Raw genomic sequence first — 16,458 nt, 5'->3', positions numbered from 1 at the left:
AGGAAGCCGATGCCGGTGTCCTTGAGCGGGCCGTCGTAGGCGACGATTGCGCCGGCGAGCAGTGCTGCGACGATAGCACCGGGAGCACCGGCCGCGACGAACGCGACGGCGACGGCGGCAAGCAATAGTCCGGCCCCGAATCTGAATGCGCCGCGTCGTGAGATGCGGCCCGAGGGGATTGGCCGGTCGGGTCGTTCGCGTGCGTCGACCGGGGCATCGAACGCGTCGTTGAGCGTTGTTCCGGCGGCGTAGAGCAGAATCGAGGCGATGGCAAGCCCGCCGACGGCTGGCAGTGAGAGTGGAGCGCCGGCAAGCGAGACGAGCGCTGCGCCGAGAATTACGTCTGGCGGTGCGGTGAAGAGGTTCGGGACGCGGACGAGTTCGGCGACGGCGGCGAAGGTCTCGCGGAGTGAGCCAGTTGTAGCGGCGTCCGCGGTATCCGTGGTGCCCGTGGCGGTCGAGGTGACAGAGTCGGTCTGCTCATCGCCCGCACCGCTGTTGCTGCTGCCGTCGACGCCCTCGCCGGCCACCTACGCCCACCCGTGTTCCTCGAGATACGCCATCGCGTCGCGGGCCGTCTCGACCGCGGTCTCCTCGTATGGGTAGAGTTCGATCGTGACGAAGCCGTCGTAGCCGCGGTCCTCGAGTTCGCCGAGGAAGCCGTCGATGTCCATCGTGCCGTCGCCGAGCTGGGTGTGTTCGTGCGTCCGGTCCGCCGGAATGTCCTCCAGGTGGTAGTGTGGCGTATATTCGTGGAGGTCCGCGACCAGCGCGGCGGGATCCTCGCCGACACAGTAGAAGTGGCCGGCGTCGAAGTTGCACCTGATTCGGTCTGAGTCGACGCGCTCGAGAAGGTCGAGAAACTCCTCGGAAGTCTCGATCAGCAGGTCCGGCTCGGGTTCGACGAGGACGTCGACGCCGACATCCTCGGCGCGGGCGGCGACCTCCTCAAGCCCATTGATGAAGGTGTCCATCGCCCACTCGCGGGACTTCTCCTCGGGAATCGGGCCGCCAGGTTCGATCGAGATGTGTGGGATGTTGAGTTTAGCGGCGGTCTCGAGTGCGGCAAGCGTGTAGTCGACCCGCTCGCGGCGGTAGTCCGCGTCAGGCTCGATGAACGAGGGATGGTGGAAGTCCTCGATTGCGGTCAGCATGAACGCGTTCCCGTTGCTGATTGCGATGTCGTTGGACTCGAGTGTGTCCTGCACTGCGCCAATCTCGTCCTCGGTGGCGGTGGGCGGGTAGAGGTGGGGTTCGTCGAGCAGGATCTCCACGCCGTCGTAGCCCGCGTCGGCGAGTTCCTCGATCGCGTCGGTGAGTTCGTACTCGCGGAAGGCGTTCGTAGAGAAGCCAAACTGCATAGATTAAGCCTCGTAGTCGAAATTCGGCGACTGGTCGAAGAACTCGTAGGGGTTCTCGAAGACGACCTTCCGGACATCCTCGCGGTCCCAGCCGCGGTCTAGCATCTTGTCGCGTGCCTTGGGGACTGCGAGCGGGTCCGAGGGGTCCCAGTCGGCGGCGCTGTTGAAGATCATGTTGTCGGTGCCGTACTCTTCCAGCAGGTCGATCGCGGCGTCGGCCTCGATCTTGCCGGGGTAGAGAGTGAAGCCGATCCAACAGTCCGTCTGTGCCGAGATATCGATCGTGTTCTCGGTGTTGTGGTCGATGATGATCCGGTCCTGGGTGACGCCCATCTCTTCAATGATCTCGACGATGCGCTCGGTGCCGGCCGGCTTGTCGGTGTGGGGCGTGTGGACGATAACGGGCAGTTCGCGATCCTCGGCGATCTCAAGTTGCTCGCGGAACGCCCACTCCTCGTCGTCGGTGACCTGGTCGAAGCCAATCTCTCCGACGCCGACGACCGGGTCTCGGTCTAAGTACTCCGGAACGCGCTCGACGACCTCCTCGGCCATGTCCCGGTAGTTCGCCTCCTTGGGCTCGAGGCCGATCGTCACGTAGTGGTCCATGTTCGCCGTCCGCTCGGCTCGATCAGTCTCGTGTTCGATAATCTGCTCGAAATAATCGAAGAACGCGCCCGCGTGCTGCTTATCCTGCCCACTCCAGAACGCCGGCTCGATACAGCACTCGATGCCGGCGCGTCGCGCCCGCTTGTAGTCATCGGCCGCGCGCGACACCATGTGCATGTGGGGGTCGATAATGCGCATACTCGGAGTACGACAATGGTTCGGTTTTGGAATGCCGGTTGTTCACGCAGCTAATCTCATATTGTGCCTGAACGACGGTCGTCCGACTCGCGGGGAATGTCGTGTTATTCTCGGCCAAACACGTGTTACGTGTGCTACGGCGGGCATAACAAAAGCCATCCCGGACAGATGGCTTCCGGATGAGTGAACACGCGCAGCCGCTGTCGACGACTCCCGGAGCGATCGCGCGACAGTCGAGGCCGAGTGTCGACGGCCTCTCTCAACCCCCGCAACCCCCCACTGCGCTCGTGATGGCCGATGAGTGCTGACTCCCCTCACGCAGCCGACTCGACTGACTCGCTCGCTGCGGATCGGACCGGCGTCTGGCTCGTCGGCGCGCGTGGAAACGTCGCCACGATGGCCATCGTCGGCGCACGGGCTATCGCCACCGGCCACACCGATACGACCGGGATGGTCACCGAGCGCGAGCCAGTCTCCGCACTCGAGTTGCCACCCGTCGAGGAGTTCGTCTTCGGTGGCCACGACATCGATCCAACCTCACTCGTCGAGCAGGCTGAACGCCAGTGCGAGCGAAATGGCGTTCCCGACGAGACAACGCTCGATGGCGTCCGTGACGATCTCACCGCCGTTGACGAGCGCATTGAGGTCGGAACGGCGATCAACTGCGGGGCTGCAGTGACCGATGAGAGCGAACCGCTCGACGAGTCGCTCTCAATGCGGACCGTTCTCGACCAGATCCGCGACGACTACGAGTCGTTCCGAACCGCACACGACCTCGATCGCCTCGTCGTCGTCAACGTCGCGTCCACGGAGCCGGAACTCACCACTGCAGACCAGTACGACACTCACGACGCACTGGAGGACGCACTCGACAACGACGACCGCGATCTGCCCGCAAGCGTTCTGTACGCCTACGCCGCCATCGACGCCGGCCATCCGTTCGTCAACTTCACACCGAGCACGGGCAACGCACTCGGCGGGGTGCAGGAACTCGCCGCCGACCGCGGCGTCCCCCACGTCGGCCGGGACGCCAAAACCGGCGAAACGCTCGTCAAGTCCGCGCTCGCGCCCATGTTCGCCGGCCGAAACCTGAACGTTCTCTCATGGGAAGGCCACAACATCCTCGGCAACAAGGACGGCCTCGTGCTCGAGGACGAGCAAAACGCCGCCGGCAAACTCGCGAGCAAGGGCGACGTACTCGAGTCGATCCTCCCGGAGATCGGTCACAATCGCGTGCGGATTGACTACACGCCGTCGCTTGCGGACTGGAAGACGGCCTGGGACTACATCCACTTCGAGGGCTTCCTGAACACCGAGATGACGATGCAGTTCACCTGGGAGGGGTCGGACTCGGCGCTGGCCGCGCCACTCGTGCTCGATCTGGTTCGGCTGATCGCACACGCCGACGAGTACGGTGACGGTGGCCTCCAACCCCACCTCGCCTCGTTCTTCAAGGCTCCGCTCGGGGTCGACGAGCACGATTTCTCGAAGCAGTTGCACTGGCTGTACGACTATGCGAGACGCCACGGTGAGACCGACGCATGATTGACGACACTGCTCACGGCACAACTGGACGCACCGATGACGAAACAGATGCCGAGACGAACGGCGAGACAGGTACCCAATCCACACCCATCGAAACCGATGGCGGAACCATTGCGCAGGATGCACTCGAGTTCGACCCCGAAACGGTCGTGTCTACAAATCGAATCATCGTCCTTGATGTCGTTGGGCTCCAGCCCCAACACATCGACGCCGAGCGGACGCCGATGCTACACTCGCTGTTCTCCGACGAGCGGGTGACGGACCTTCGACCGCCATTTCCGGCACTGACGGTGCCAGCGCAGACTACCCTCGCGACCGGGACCGGTCCGAGCGAGCACGGCGACATCTCGAGCGGTGAGTTTGACCGCGATCGCCGGGCTGCCGAGTTCTGGGAGCGCGACCGCGCGGATCGCGACCGAATCTGGGAAACCGCAAGCGAGGGCGGGCTGACGACTGGGGTGCTGTTTTTCCAGCATCTGATCGGGACGACCGCCGATGTCGCGGTGACCCCCTCGCCGATTGAGGACGAGGACAACAACCTGATCGAGATGAACTGCTGGACGAACCCCGACGGGTTCTACGATAACCTTCAGGCGGAGTACGCCCACTTCCCGCTGCACAACTACTGGGGGCCAGGCGCGAACGAGGAGGGCAGCCAGTGGATCCTCACCGCGGCGCGCGAGGCGGTCGAACGCTTCGACCCCGACCTGCTCTGGGTGTACGTTCCCCATCTCGACTACGTCGGCCAGAGCGACGGCCCAAGTTCCGACGCGTTCCAGGTGGAACTCGAGACGGTCGATGAGATGCTCGGAGACTTTATCGACTTCCTCTCGGGGACCGACCGCTGGGACGAGACCGCTATCAATCTCCTCAGCGAGTATGGCTTCCACGACGTGGAGCAGCCAGTGTTCCCGAATCGGGTGCTTCGGGAGGCGGGACTCCTCGAGACGGACGCGGACGGCGACGCTGATATCCCGGGCTCCGTGGCGTTCGCCATGGTCGATCACCAGCTCGCACACGTCTACGTGGACGCAGACGCGGATGGAGGTGCGGGTGCAGATACGGACGCGGGTGCAGATACGGACACGGGAACAGATACGAACGCGAACGGCGACGAACTCGAGACGGCCCGCGACCGACTCGCCGATCTCGACGGCGTCGCCACCGTTATCGACGACGCCGAGAAGGCCGACTGGGGTATCGACCACCCGAACGCGGGTGATTTCGTCCTCGTCGCAGAGCCGGACGCCTGGTTCCAGTACTATTGGTGGACGGACCACGACAACGCGCCGCCGTACGCGACCGATATGGACATCCACGACAAGCCCGGCTTCGACCCCTGTGAGCTGTTCTTCGGCGAGGAAGGGATGGTCTCGCTCGACCCCTCGAAGGTCAGTGGCTCACACGGCCGCGTTGACGAATCCGCCTACGGCTGCTACGCCCTGGGTGGCCCCGCCGCGCGCGATGTCGATCTCAGTGGCATCGACGCCATCGACGCGACGGCCGTGACGCCGACGATCGAGGCGGTACTCGAGTACGGGACGCTCGATCAGAGCGGAGAGTGAGCTGGTTGGATGCGCCTCGATCGGGTGTGAGTTGTTAACAGAGTGTCGAGAGGCGGTGGAGGGTGGGTGGATGGTAACTCAGCATCTTGAGCGCCTTAGATTGCCGAAATCGATGGAGTATGCGTTTTAAGATGGGGCTCATTCTCTGTGTACGTCAGCACGTGCCACGACGGACGCGGAACGGAACGTTTTTTATTAACCCTCGGCAAGCAGAGAGTGCGTACGAGGCACGCTCCGTTGGTGTAGTCCGGCCAATCATTTCGGCCTTTCGAGCCGATGACCTGGGTTCAAATCCCAGACGGAGCATTCTTCTGAAGAACGAAGTAATGGAGGAGGAAGCGCACGCTCTCTGATTTGAATTAGACCAGTCGTGCGCAGTGAGAGCGCAGTCGCTTTGGGACCGCACTTGCGAACGGCGCAGCCGTGAGCGAGCACGTCCGGGCGTCGTTTAAATCCCAGATGGAGCATTTTGCTGCAGACAATACGTGCCCCGCGCGTGTAACCCTGGACTCGAACCCCGGAAGTCCCAACTGTGACCGAAACGACCCTTGGACTTCGGAACAGTTGGATCCAGACAGTTGTAGCGAGTCCGTCGGAGCTCGATCATCCCGAGCCGCGTACACCGACCGGGTGCCGTCCAACTACCGATTATCGCAGAGGAACTCGAGTAACACCAGTTGTACGAAGTCGATCTGCTGTGGCTGCGTTTTGGTGACGAATGGTGGCTCGGCCAACACGTTATTATGCACCGAAACGGGAGATAGTGTGGATGTAATTTGGTAACGTGTCATGGCCAGTGCCGGGAAACTTCTCACAGAAGTCGAAACTGTGGAAACAGCTAATGGCCGAACTGTCCCGCGTCTTCCTGTGCCATGGCATACGGTACTGACCCAAGAGAGCGGTATAGTTACGGCGAGGTCAGCGACGATGAACGCCGTGAGTTCCTGAAGGCACTCGGTGTCATCGCCGGCGGGACAATCGCAGGAGCGACGTTGTATGACCTCAGAGCGGAGGTATCGAGCGGCACAGCAAGCGGGCTGGCCGAAATGGGACAGGGAATTCGAGACGGGCTTACCGGCTCGCTCGACGCGACACTGTTGAGCAACCAACTCGGTGCGTTGACCGCGTCCTTCGAGCAGCTGCCCGAACTCGAGGCAATGGGTGTTCCCGAGGCTGGTTCCGAGGCGTACCAGTCGCTGACTGGGCCGGCGTGGGAGATCAACGAGCACCTGGCGGATGTCGGCTTCTTCGCGAGCGCAGAGCAGACGTTGCCGTCGTTCACGCCCGAACACATCGAGACGACGACGCGGCAGTTGCTCCACCTCGACGCACTGCCGGCAACGCTGGCGGAAGTCGGTTTCGCCGAACAGGAGCAAGCAGCGCTCGTGACGAACATCGTCAACGCGCGCGAACAGCTCTCATGGTGGATGCCGACAACGGCGTACCCGCCCGCAGAGGCGGTTGACGATGGTGTCGTCCGTGAGTACGTTGCCCCGTTGCACCAGCGAGCCGCGGAAGGATCGTTGTTGTGGATCGACGGCCTCGATCATTATCTCTGGACGAACGAAGTGCTCGTCACCTCGGAGATGATCGACCGCGGACTCTGGGACATCAAGTCCATGCTCGGCGGCTACTACCTCATGGGTGCCGCCGCGCGTGACCTCGCGGAGGGCACCATCGCGGACGAACATCTCTCGACCCTGATCAGCGGCAGTAGCGCGATCATGATCATCGGCCAGGAGTTCCTGCTCGACGACGTGATCCGAATCACCGACGACAAGCGCGCCCCGGCCGGGGTGATCAGCCAATGACGTTCGAATCACACCTCGAAGAACTCCCAGAAGACGCACCGTGGCACGAGATGCCCGGCGAATCGCAGCTCGAACAGTACGATACAGACCAAATTCCGGAGGTTGATATCACCGAATCTGATATCCGCGAATCCGGACAGAACCCCGAGAACTGGTTGGTCTTTGGTAACAACTACGAAGGTCACCGCCACACCACGGCTGACCTCATCACGCCAGAGAACGTCGACCAACTCGAGTTCGAGTACGTACTCGAGTTAGGTGCGCCGGAGAACGACTTCCAGGGGTCGCCGCTGGTAGTACAGGGCGATCCGCCGATCATCTATCAGACGATCGGACCAGACAGGCTGTACGCGATCAATGGCCGAACCGGGGAGATTCTCTGGCGTAACATCTACGAGAACGCAGACGGGACATCGGCCGAGACGCCGCCAGCAGAGCGTGGCCCGGCGGTGGTCGGGGATATGATCTACAAGAGCACGCTAGATCTCGGCGTGCTCGCGATGGACCGCTATACCGGTGAGCCGGAGTGGTACTACAACGGTGCGGCGGCATATCGCGGAGAGGTTGCCGACACCGACGTTGGCATGCACGAGGAACTTCGCTGGGAGCGCTCGCGCGGGACGACATCGTCCTTCCCGCCGATGATCTGTGACGGTATCCTGATGAAGGGGAGTTTCGGTGGTGAGTTCGGTGTCAGCGGGTTCTTCGATGGGATCAACATCGAGGACGGTTCGCCGGAGTGGCGGGTGAACATGACGCCCGAGCACGAGTGGGTCGGCGACTCCTGGATGCACGGCGGCGGGACCGCCTGGGCGGCGTCGAGCCTCGATCCGGAGAGCGGGACGATCATCATCCCGTCTGCAAACCCTGGCCCCTGGTACGGGACTGTTCGGCCAGGATACAACCCGTATACGGCAGGAAAGGTTGCGGTCGACATTCAGACGGGCGAGTACGAGTGGCACTATCAGGACGCGCCACACGACTGGTGGGACTACGACTCGCCGAGTCCGGCGCTGGTCTTCGAGGAAGAACACGATGGCGAGCCGACGCGGTTTGCGGCCTGGCCCGGCAAGACCGGCTGGGTTTACACGGTCAACATGGAGACTGGACAGCTCCACCAGCGAAGCGAGGAGTACGTCCAGCACTACAACATGTGGTCGCTGCCGCCGTACGAGGATCTGGAGGATGCGCCGTGGATCATGCCAGAGCTCCGCGGCGGTACGAATCCACAGACCAGCTCCTTCGACCCGGTTTCGCGGACGATGGTTGTCAAAGGCGTCAATCACCCGATGAAGTTCTCCTGGTTCGAGGTCGAGTACGAGCCGGGTGAGTTCTACATCGGGATGGACACGATCAGACAGGATCGGGTGCCCGGTGAAGAAGAGGAGATCGACGAACCGGACATCGAGACGCCGCGTGAGGAAATCGTCGAAGTCGAAGAGGAGGTCGAAGACGAGGAAGAGGATGTTGAGACAGTCGATGAGGAGGAAGACGATGAAGACGAGGAAGAGGAAGAAGAGGAAGAAGAAATCGAAGAGATGGAAGAAGAAGAGGTTCCGTTCTGGAACCAAAACGGCGGGGTTCTCGCCGGTATCGACCCGTTCACCGGCGAAGTGAAGTGGCAACAGTGGTACAGTTGGCAGCAGACTCCGCCGTGGGGCGGCTCGATGACCACCGCGACTGGGATTACCTTCGCCGGTGACGGCCGTGACCTGTTCACGGCGTTCGACACGGAGACTGGCGAGGAACTGGCCGAGTGGGACGTTGGAGCAGCCGTTTCCGGTGCCCCGATCAGCTGGTACGACCCCGGCGAAGAGAAACAGTACGTTGCCGCACCTGCGGGCGGCGAACGTGAGGACTGGACTGAACCAGGGAACCGGTTCGCTGTCCTCTCACTGGAGCGCTGAGGGCAGGTCGCCGGTTCTTTCGGCAAGGCGTTTTTTTCGTCGCACCTGATTCTCTGCGGCCTCTGGCCACGAGTCGGTCGCAGAACTCGATCTCCTGTCAGTACTCGTATTCGTACGCGATTCTTCTCTTTCTTACCATCGAAAAATAGACTGAAAGCGTCGATCGAATCAGGGGACAGCTGACGAACCCTGTGCTAGCGTCCGTCAGTTGTCCTCATCTTCGTCTCCGTTTGCAGCGTTGTCGCCGTTCGGCTCGTCTTCGTCGTCTTCGATGTCATCGTCGACCGCAACGTCATCTTCCTCGTCGTCTATCTCTTCGTCATCTTCGTCGAGGTCATCTTCGTCGTCGACAACCTCCTCGTCATCAACATCTTCGTCGTCAGCCGGCACGAGACGGCTGACGAAGCCTTCGCCCTCGATCGTCGGCGTGTCGGACGTGAGGACGTAGACTTCGCCGTCGGCGTCACGGCTGAAGGCGTAGACGAGCTGTTCCATCATCCCGTCGCCGGCGACTTCGCCATCGCCCTCGACGGTGAGCTCTTCGATGTCCCAGAGGTCGACCTCGTCCGGTGGGTGGTACTGCTCGAGTCCATCCTCGTCGATTCCGTTCTCGTCGACCCCGTTTTCGTCGTCCGCATCTTCCCCTTCGGGATCGACGGGCTCGAAGTCCTCGCCGTTTTCGTCGTCCGTTCCGTTCTCGACCTCGTCGGTATCGTCCTCGTCATCAAGCTCTGCGTCGTCCTCGTCATCAATACCGTCTTCACCGTTTGGCCACCCTTCTGGTGGGTGTGCGATGAAGAGCCGGCCGGGACCCTCGCCGTCCCAGCTCCAGTCACCGAAGACATAGGTGTTCTCGAGTTCTCCGATCTCGCCGGCTTCGTACATCGCGCCGCCGATGATCGCGGTGCCGATGCGGTCGCGGTCGCCGTTGTCGGTCTCGGCCCCGCGTTCGACGTCTTCTTCCTCGCCGTTCTCGTCATCTCCGTTGACCTCGTCGCCGTACCGGCCCATGTCGACTTCCTGTGGATACTCGATTACAGGGCCGAGTAGTGGTTCGCCGCCCCGCGGCTCGGGGAGGTCGTCTGCCACGTTGTCCGGACAGTCCTCCGGCGGCTCTTCCGGCGTATCCGGATCGAAGCAGTGGGTGCCTTCCCAGACGTTCCAGCCGTAGTTGCCGCCTTCCTCGACGTGGTTGATGATCTCGAACAGCGCCTGTCCGACATCCGCGGCGAGCAATTCGCCGTTCTCGAAGGACATCCCCCACGGGTTACGCAGTCCCCACGCCCAGTACTCCGGCAGGTTCTCCTCGGAGTCGACGAGTGGGTTGTCGTCGGGAATGCCGTAGTTTCGCTCCTCGTCACCGTCGTCGTCCACATCGATCCGAAGAATGCCGCCGAGCAGGTTGTGTTCGGTGTCCTGCCCGTTACCGCCCGCAATTTCCGGATACCAGTCGTCGACGTGTCCCTCGTCGTCGTCACCGGCACCGCCACCATCACCTGTCGAGACGTAGAGACAGTCGTCAGGGCCGAACTCGATCGGCCCCGCGTTGTGGTTGAACTGCGGCTGTGGAATCTCGAGGAGGATCTCTTCGGAGTCTGGGTCGGCCTCCGTGTTGTCGTCGGTCGCCTCGAACTGTGCCAGCGTATCGAGGTGGTCGACGACTTCCGGCACTTCCGCACCGGGTGCGCCGTACTCTGGTTCCTCACCTGGCGCGCTATACCGGACGTAGAACCGGCCGTTCTCCTCAAAGTCCGGGTGGAAGGCAAGTCCAAGGAGACCGCGCTCGTCGAAGCCGTCATCGAGTTCGACCATCCGATCCTCGATGTCGAGGAACGGTTCCTCCCCAAGTCCGTCCTCGCCGTGGACGTAGATCTGGCCGGTCTGGTCAACGATGAAGCGCCGGTCGGTTTCCTCCTCTGCGAACTGCAAGTCGATGGGCGCGTTCAGGCCGTCGGCGACGGTTTCGAGGCCGACGGTTGGGCCGTCGCCGATGATGACATCCGGTTCGTCTTCGACGTCCTCTTCCTCGTCGTTGGCCTCGTCGACGAGTTCGATATCCCCACGCATGGACTGGGGATGGGGCGAACAGTAGTATTCGGCCATCCCTTCTTCGGCTGTGAACTCGACTTCCTGGGTCTCGCCCGTACCAGAGATGAGTTCTGTTTCGACGAAGTTCTCTTCGCCCTCTTCGTCCTCGATGACGAAGTTGTGTCCGGCTCCGTCTTCGTTCTCCCAGATGAGCGTATACTCTTCACCCTCGACAAGTTCGAGGGTTGGATTACGCTCTTCTGCGATATCATCGGGTGAACTACCGATCCAGCCGCTGGTTCGGCCGAGCAGTTCGATCTGACTATCCTCACCGTCCTGTGCAAGTGCCGTCGTCGCAAACCCTGAAACAGAGGCAAGTGCTGTCGCCTGCATCAGGAGCCGCCTGGATACCGTCCGTGATTGGTCGGAGTGGTGTGCTGTCATTGTCTGTATCTGTCACCGTAGTGTCCGTTCGCTTGGATAGCGCTCGTATCGCACTATCGACACGCTCTGTGCCGGATAGCGACGTGTCCTCGTTGGACAATAAACCGGCGCGATCGTTCCCCCACTAATCTCGACTTGTCCGAATTTCGAACGCGAAACACCGATTTATCGACGAGTAATGATGTCTTCTACCGGATCGAGAGCCGTTCTCTTTACCGATATGACCGCCCTGACCCTCGGTACCTCTCTATTTCTGTGACCCTGCTCGTAACAGTTGTTTGTGTGTCCGAATTGCGAGATCGTTTATAGCTGGAGCTGTCGATTTTCTGAAGTCCATTCAGTGCTATCTGCAGGAGAACAGAACGCGGTTGGGCTACGGTCGAATGCTTCCCCGACCCGGATGATGGCCGGTCATCGTATTTAACATGTCTGTTATCACACACTCCGCCACCATGCTACAGAAGCAAATCTCGTTCTGGGACAACGACGACGGCGATGACGCTTGCCTGGACTCACCCAGATTCAGTTGTCGATTCCGGGCCGCTGGAACGTCGTCTCAGTGTCTATTTCGTCAGCTGCTTTGCCGGCGGCTGTTTCGACGGCACGCTCGAGTTCCGGTGCGGCGAGAACCTCGTTTCGCGTCGGCTCCGCGGCTCGCCAAAAGTAGTACGTATCCGCACAGCCCGCGATCAGGTCCGAGAGCGGCTGGTCGTCGTCGTGGACGACGGAGACCAGATCCCCAGTTACTGCGACGAGAACCGTGTCCGACGGTTTGTGCAGTTCGTCGCGGAGCTGTGTGGCCGTACAGCCACACGGCAGTTCCAGGTGAACGCCGTCGACGGTCGCCCAGTGCGTCTCCATGCGGAAATAGACGGCCGACGGGACTTATACGGTTGTGCACGCAGTGACAGGCAGCGTTCAGTAGTAGTCTCTTACCGTCGAAACGTACTTTTCGAGGGAGGACACGCTGTGTCGCTCACTCACCAACCGGCCAGAATAGAGTCTCGCTTACGGAGGTGGCGCTCTAACGGGGTACAACTGCTCTGAAAACGCTTAGGGGTGTCGCGCTCACATGAGTAGTCGTGAGCGAAAATCGCGTCGTTCAGGGGCGAATGGTGACTGCACGGACGCTCGCGGAACTGATCGAGGACGACTCAGTAATGGAGGCTGAGCCGATTTCCGAGGCAGAGATTGATTGTCCTGAGTGTGGCGGAAACGTTCTCGAAGTCGGTTACATGCCGTCAGTGACAGAGTTCGTGACAGGACAGAAGTGTCAGGACTGCGACTGGGCAGCAACGGACCGGAGCTGACCTGTTGCAGCTTCTCCTGGACGAACAGGTCGCGCACACAGCCAGCTATGCAACTAAGCGGCGCGACGCGCTCGAACGCACAGCTACCAGACAGACGATTCGAACACCAGCTACCAGACGAATAACTCGAACACACAGACGACCGCAGCGAGAAAGACGTGCTCGCCGTCGACGATGAAGCCGTAATAAAGCGGTCCGTAGTCCGGATCGGCGAACGGAATGTACACCCCAACGTAGGCGTTCATCGCGAGCACCACCAGAAACCGACTCGAGAGCACCCCGCTCAGAACGAGTGCGACCACGGCTGCCGCGATTATGACGTTCGCCACCTGTGCACCGATGCGAGTCCAGCGCGGCCCGAAAACGTTCGGCACCGTCGCAATACCCTCCTCGCGGTCCCCCGTGATGTCCTTGAGGTCGAAGATCACGGCCGCGACGGTGATCATCGCAGTGACGTACCCCGCCAGAAACAGGATCTCGACGGTCCACAGCTGCTGATAGTAGTATCCCACCCCGAGGGGCAATAGTCCCCAGGCGAGACCTACGACCACGTTCTTCACCAGAAAGACTTGTTTCAGACCACTCGAGTACGCCACGGCGATGAGCAGTGGGATGAGCATGTAGCCGGCTCCCGGAACGCCGGCGGCGACGGCGGCGACGATTGCGAGCAGGTATAGTCCAGCGCCGACTGCGAGCCAGAGTCGGCCGTACTGGCGCGTTAGTGCCGCCCGGTCGGGCATGTTCTCCTCGTCCTCTGCGAGGTCGGTGAGTCGGTTGACGGTGTAGACGAACATCGTCACCGCGAAAACGATGAACAGCGGCAGCGCCTCGATTGGGAGGCCGGTAAGCAGCGCCGTTGTCACGACGACGCTCATCGTTGCCAGCGAGATGAAGAGGTTGCTGTGGACGAATAACTCGAGTGCGCGCGTGAGCGACGAGCGCCAGCGGGTGGCGTTGTCTGTGTCGGTGTGGGTCGGGGTGGTCACGGGTGCCCTTCGCTGGGGATGGCGGGTGTGGGTTGGTGGGGTGGGGCTGTCGTCGGGTCAGACGTCGTCGCCCGGGTCGTCGATCTCGACACTACCGAGACAGCTGGAGTGAACACGTAGTACGTAGTTGGGCCCGTCGGGAGTCAAAGCCTTCGGTCGCGGGTCTGTTTGGTTTGTTGCCGTCGTCTGCTCAAGTCTGCTGTCCTCGCTTGCTACGCTCTGCTGTCACAGCTTGCTCAAGTCTGCTGTCCCCGCCTGCATGGACCTGCTGTGTCGATCAGTGTCGCCATCTGTCTCATCGACCGGCGAGTGCCAATTCCACCAGTCGCAGCATCCACGGCGGCGGCTCGTCCGGGATGACGTCGAGACAGTCGTCGCTCCACCTAACAGGAAGATATCACGCCGCGAGTGGAAACTAACAGGATTTAAGCAAGGTCAGAACGGCCGTTCGAATGGCTATGAAACTGCACGAGTACCAGGCGAAGCAGGTCTTCGCCGACGCCGGTGTCCCCACGCCGTCGTCCCAACTCGCCTCTGATGTCGACGGTGTACTGACCGCGGCCGAAGAGATCGGGTATCCAGTCGCAGTCAAGGCGCAGGTACAGGTCGGCGGCCGCGGCAAGGCCGGCGGGATTGAACTCGTCGAGAACGACGAGGAGGCCCGTGAGGCTGCCGAGTCCATCATCGGCATGGACCTCAAGGGCTACCACGTCGGACAGGTTCTTGTCGAGGAAGCGGTCAACTTCACCGACGAACTCTACGTTGGCATCACGATGGACCGCGGCGAGGGCAAGCCCGTCGCTATGGTCTCGACGAAGGGCGGTGTCAACATCGAGGAGGTCGCCGAGGAGGACCCCGACGCGATCGCCCGCGAACACATCGACCCCGCGTTCGGCATGCATCCGTTCCAGGCGCGCAAGGCCGTCTACGACGCCGGTGTCGACAAGAGCGTCGCCAACGACGTCGCAAGCGTTCTCACCACCCTCTACGATCTCTGGGAGAGCCGCGACGGCTCCGACGCCGAAATCAACCCGCTGATGGTTACGGCCGACGACGAGGTCATCGCAGCCGACGCCGTCATGAACATCGACGAAGACGCCCTCTTCCGCCAGCCCGAACTGGCCGAGATGGAAGAGGAAGCCGCAAGCGGTGGCGACGAACTCGAGCAGAAGGCAGACGAGTACGGCTTCGACTACGTCCGACTCGAGGGCAACGTCGGTATCATCGGCAACGGTGCCGGTCTCGTCATGACCACGCTCGACCTCGTCGACTACTACGGTGGCGAGCCCGCGAACTTCCTCGACGTCGGCGGTGGCGCGAAGGCAGCACGCATCGCGAACGCACTGGATATGGTCTTCTCCGACGACAACGTCGACAGCGTCGTCTTCAACATCTTCGGCGGGATCACCCGCGGCGACGAGGTCGCCAAGGGGATCAACGAGGCACTCGAGCAGTTCGACGAAATCCCGAAGCCGGTCGTCGTCCGTCTCGCCGGCACTAACTGGGAGGAAGGCATGGAGATACTGAACGAAGACCTCGTGACTGTCGAACAGACACTCGAGGACGCGGTCGAGCGTACCGTCGCGTACGCCGAGGAGGTGAACGAATAATGAGTGTGCTAGTCGACGACGACACGCGCGTCGTGGTACAGGGAATTACGGGCGGGGAAGGCAAGTTCCACGCCGAACAGATGATGGAGTACGGCACCAACGTCGTCGCCGGTGCGGTCCCCGGCAAGGGCGGCCAGGAGGCCGCCGGCGTGCCCGTCTACGACACGGTCCACGAAGCCGTCGAGGAAGAGAACGCCGACACCTCGGTCATCTTCGTCCCGCCAGCGTTCGCGGGCGACGCCATCTTCGAGGCACTCGACTCCAATCTCGACCTCGCCGTCGCAATCACGGAGGGCATCCCGACCCAGGATATGGCAAAGGTCAACAAGCGCCTCTCGGAAACCGACACCCGACTCGTCGGTCCGAACTGTCCCGGCCTCATCACGCCCGGCGAGGCAAAGCTCGGTATTCTCCCCGGCAACATTTTCTCCGAGGGGAAGGTCGGTCTCGTCTCGCGTTCCGGGACGCTGACCTACCAGGTCGTCGACAACCTGACCAACCGCGGCATCGGGCAGACCACCGCTATCGGCATCGGCGGCGACCCGATCATCGGCACCGACTTCGTCGACGCACTCGAGCTCTTCGAGAACGACGACGAGACGGAAGCCATCGTCATGTGCGGTGAGATCGGCGGCGAGGACGAAGAAGAGGCAGCGGCGTTCATCGACGAGCACGTCGACACGCCGGTCGCCGGCTTCATCGCCGGCCGCACGGCACCGCCAGGAAAGCGCATGGGCCACGCCGGTGCGATCGTCTCCGGCTCCGGGACCGGCACCGCAGAGAGCAAGATCTCGGCACTGAACGACGCCGGCGTCCCCGTCGGCGACACGCCGGAAGAAGTCGCAGACCACATCGAAGAGTTCATCGCCTGAGCGCGGACACGCGCTCCGTTTTGCGGTTTTCGTGTTCTGTTATACCGTTCGGCTTGCTTCCGTGAGTTATAGTAGCCACTGCAAGTCACTGCATACCTGATCGAACGACGGGTGTGCGATCAGTGTGTACGCTCTTCTGTAGGAGATTGTTGATACTGGTCAGTTGTCGCTGTGGAATCGAAGAGAGCAAGGACACCGCGTCAGCGGTGTCCGTT

The 16,458-nt window shown here is 61.7% G+C and carries 13 protein-coding genes and 1 tRNA gene; 8 read left to right on the top strand and 6 right to left on the bottom strand.

The features are described 5' to 3' along the window. The 3 genes from C482_RS11390 to C482_RS11380 form a co-directional block, all read right to left on the bottom strand. Positions 1-530: UbiA family prenyltransferase (locus tag C482_RS11390; RefSeq protein WP_006167775.1), on the bottom strand; the 530-nt coding region annotated here is incomplete at its 3' end. Next, the gene (locus C482_RS11385) at positions 531-1,361 is read right to left on the bottom strand and encodes a sugar phosphate isomerase/epimerase family protein (RefSeq protein WP_006167774.1); all 831 of its coding nucleotides are present in this window, start codon (positions 1,359-1,361) and stop codon (positions 531-533) included. A gap of 3 nt (positions 1,362-1,364) precedes the next feature. Continuing rightward, positions 1,365-2,165: a TatD family hydrolase gene (locus tag C482_RS11380; RefSeq protein WP_006167773.1), complete on the bottom strand. Its 801-nt coding sequence runs from the start codon at positions 2,163-2,165 to the stop codon at positions 1,365-1,367. A gap of 297 nt (positions 2,166-2,462) precedes the next feature. On the opposite strand from C482_RS11380, the gene C482_RS11375 reads away from it, so the two are divergent. From C482_RS11375 to C482_RS11355, 5 genes are all read left to right on the top strand, one after another. Beyond that, the gene (locus C482_RS11375) at positions 2,463-3,710 is read left to right on the top strand and encodes an inositol-3-phosphate synthase (protein WP_006167772.1); all 1,248 of its coding nucleotides are present in this window, start codon (positions 2,463-2,465) and stop codon (positions 3,708-3,710) included. Continuing rightward, on the top strand, positions 3,707-5,275 hold the full coding sequence (locus C482_RS11370) for an alkaline phosphatase family protein (protein WP_006167771.1): 1,569 nt from the start codon (positions 3,707-3,709) through the stop codon (positions 5,273-5,275). The genes C482_RS11375 and C482_RS11370 overlap by 4 nt, the downstream gene beginning before the upstream one ends. Before the next feature lie 231 nt (positions 5,276-5,506). Further along, positions 5,507-5,581, top strand: a tRNA-Glu gene (locus C482_RS11365). Between the two features lie 566 nt (positions 5,582-6,147). Continuing rightward, entirely contained in the window at positions 6,148-7,086 is a 939-nt protein-coding gene (locus C482_RS11360) for a hypothetical protein (protein WP_006167770.1), read from the top strand. Continuing rightward, positions 7,083-8,993: a pyrroloquinoline quinone-dependent dehydrogenase gene (locus C482_RS11355; RefSeq protein ID WP_006167769.1), complete on the top strand. Its 1,911-nt coding sequence runs from the start codon at positions 7,083-7,085 to the stop codon at positions 8,991-8,993. Before C482_RS11360 ends, C482_RS11355 begins: the two co-directional genes overlap by 4 nt. Before the next feature lie 204 nt (positions 8,994-9,197). Here the strand turns inward: C482_RS11355 and C482_RS11350 are convergent, their stop codons facing one another. Together C482_RS11350 and C482_RS11345 are read right to left on the bottom strand one after the other, a co-directional pair. Further along, positions 9,198-11,414: a PQQ-dependent sugar dehydrogenase gene (locus C482_RS11350; RefSeq protein ID WP_006167768.1), complete on the bottom strand. Its 2,217-nt coding sequence runs from the start codon at positions 11,412-11,414 to the stop codon at positions 9,198-9,200. Positions 11,415-11,987: 573 nt separating this feature from the next. Further along, the gene (locus C482_RS11345) at positions 11,988-12,326 is read right to left on the bottom strand and encodes a hypothetical protein (protein ID WP_006167767.1); all 339 of its coding nucleotides are present in this window, start codon (positions 12,324-12,326) and stop codon (positions 11,988-11,990) included. A 221-nt stretch (positions 12,327-12,547) separates the two neighbouring features. Between C482_RS11345 and C482_RS11340 the strand changes: the two genes are divergently transcribed. After that, the gene (locus C482_RS11340; RefSeq protein ID WP_006167766.1) at positions 12,548-12,775 is read left to right on the top strand and encodes a DUF5795 family protein; all 228 of its coding nucleotides are present in this window, start codon (positions 12,548-12,550) and stop codon (positions 12,773-12,775) included. A gap of 110 nt (positions 12,776-12,885) precedes the next feature. Here the strand turns inward: C482_RS11340 and C482_RS11335 are convergent, their stop codons facing one another. Next, complete coding sequence (locus C482_RS11335; RefSeq protein ID WP_006167765.1) at positions 12,886-13,761, bottom strand: UbiA family prenyltransferase; 876 nt, start codon at positions 13,759-13,761, stop codon at positions 12,886-12,888. Between the two features lie 458 nt (positions 13,762-14,219). On the opposite strand from C482_RS11335, the gene sucC reads away from it, so the two are divergent. Together sucC and sucD are read left to right on the top strand one after the other, a co-directional pair. Next, the gene (sucC, locus tag C482_RS11330; RefSeq protein WP_006167764.1) at positions 14,220-15,371 is read left to right on the top strand and encodes an ADP-forming succinate--CoA ligase subunit beta; all 1,152 of its coding nucleotides are present in this window, start codon (positions 14,220-14,222) and stop codon (positions 15,369-15,371) included. Continuing rightward, positions 15,371-16,243 carry a succinate--CoA ligase subunit alpha gene (gene sucD, locus C482_RS11325; protein WP_006167763.1) on the top strand — a complete coding sequence of 291 codons (873 nt, stop codon included), beginning with the start codon at positions 15,371-15,373 and terminating at the stop codon, positions 16,241-16,243. The genes sucC and sucD overlap by 1 nt, the downstream gene beginning before the upstream one ends. The last annotated feature ends 215 nt before the right edge of the window (positions 16,244-16,458 follow it).

The organism is Natrialba chahannaoensis JCM 10990, from assembly GCF_000337135.1.
Lineage (GTDB): Archaea > Halobacteriota > Halobacteria > Halobacteriales > Natrialbaceae > Natrialba > Natrialba chahannaoensis.
Note: the sequence above shows the minus strand (reverse complement) of the source record. Positions and strands in the feature narration are given on the sequence as shown.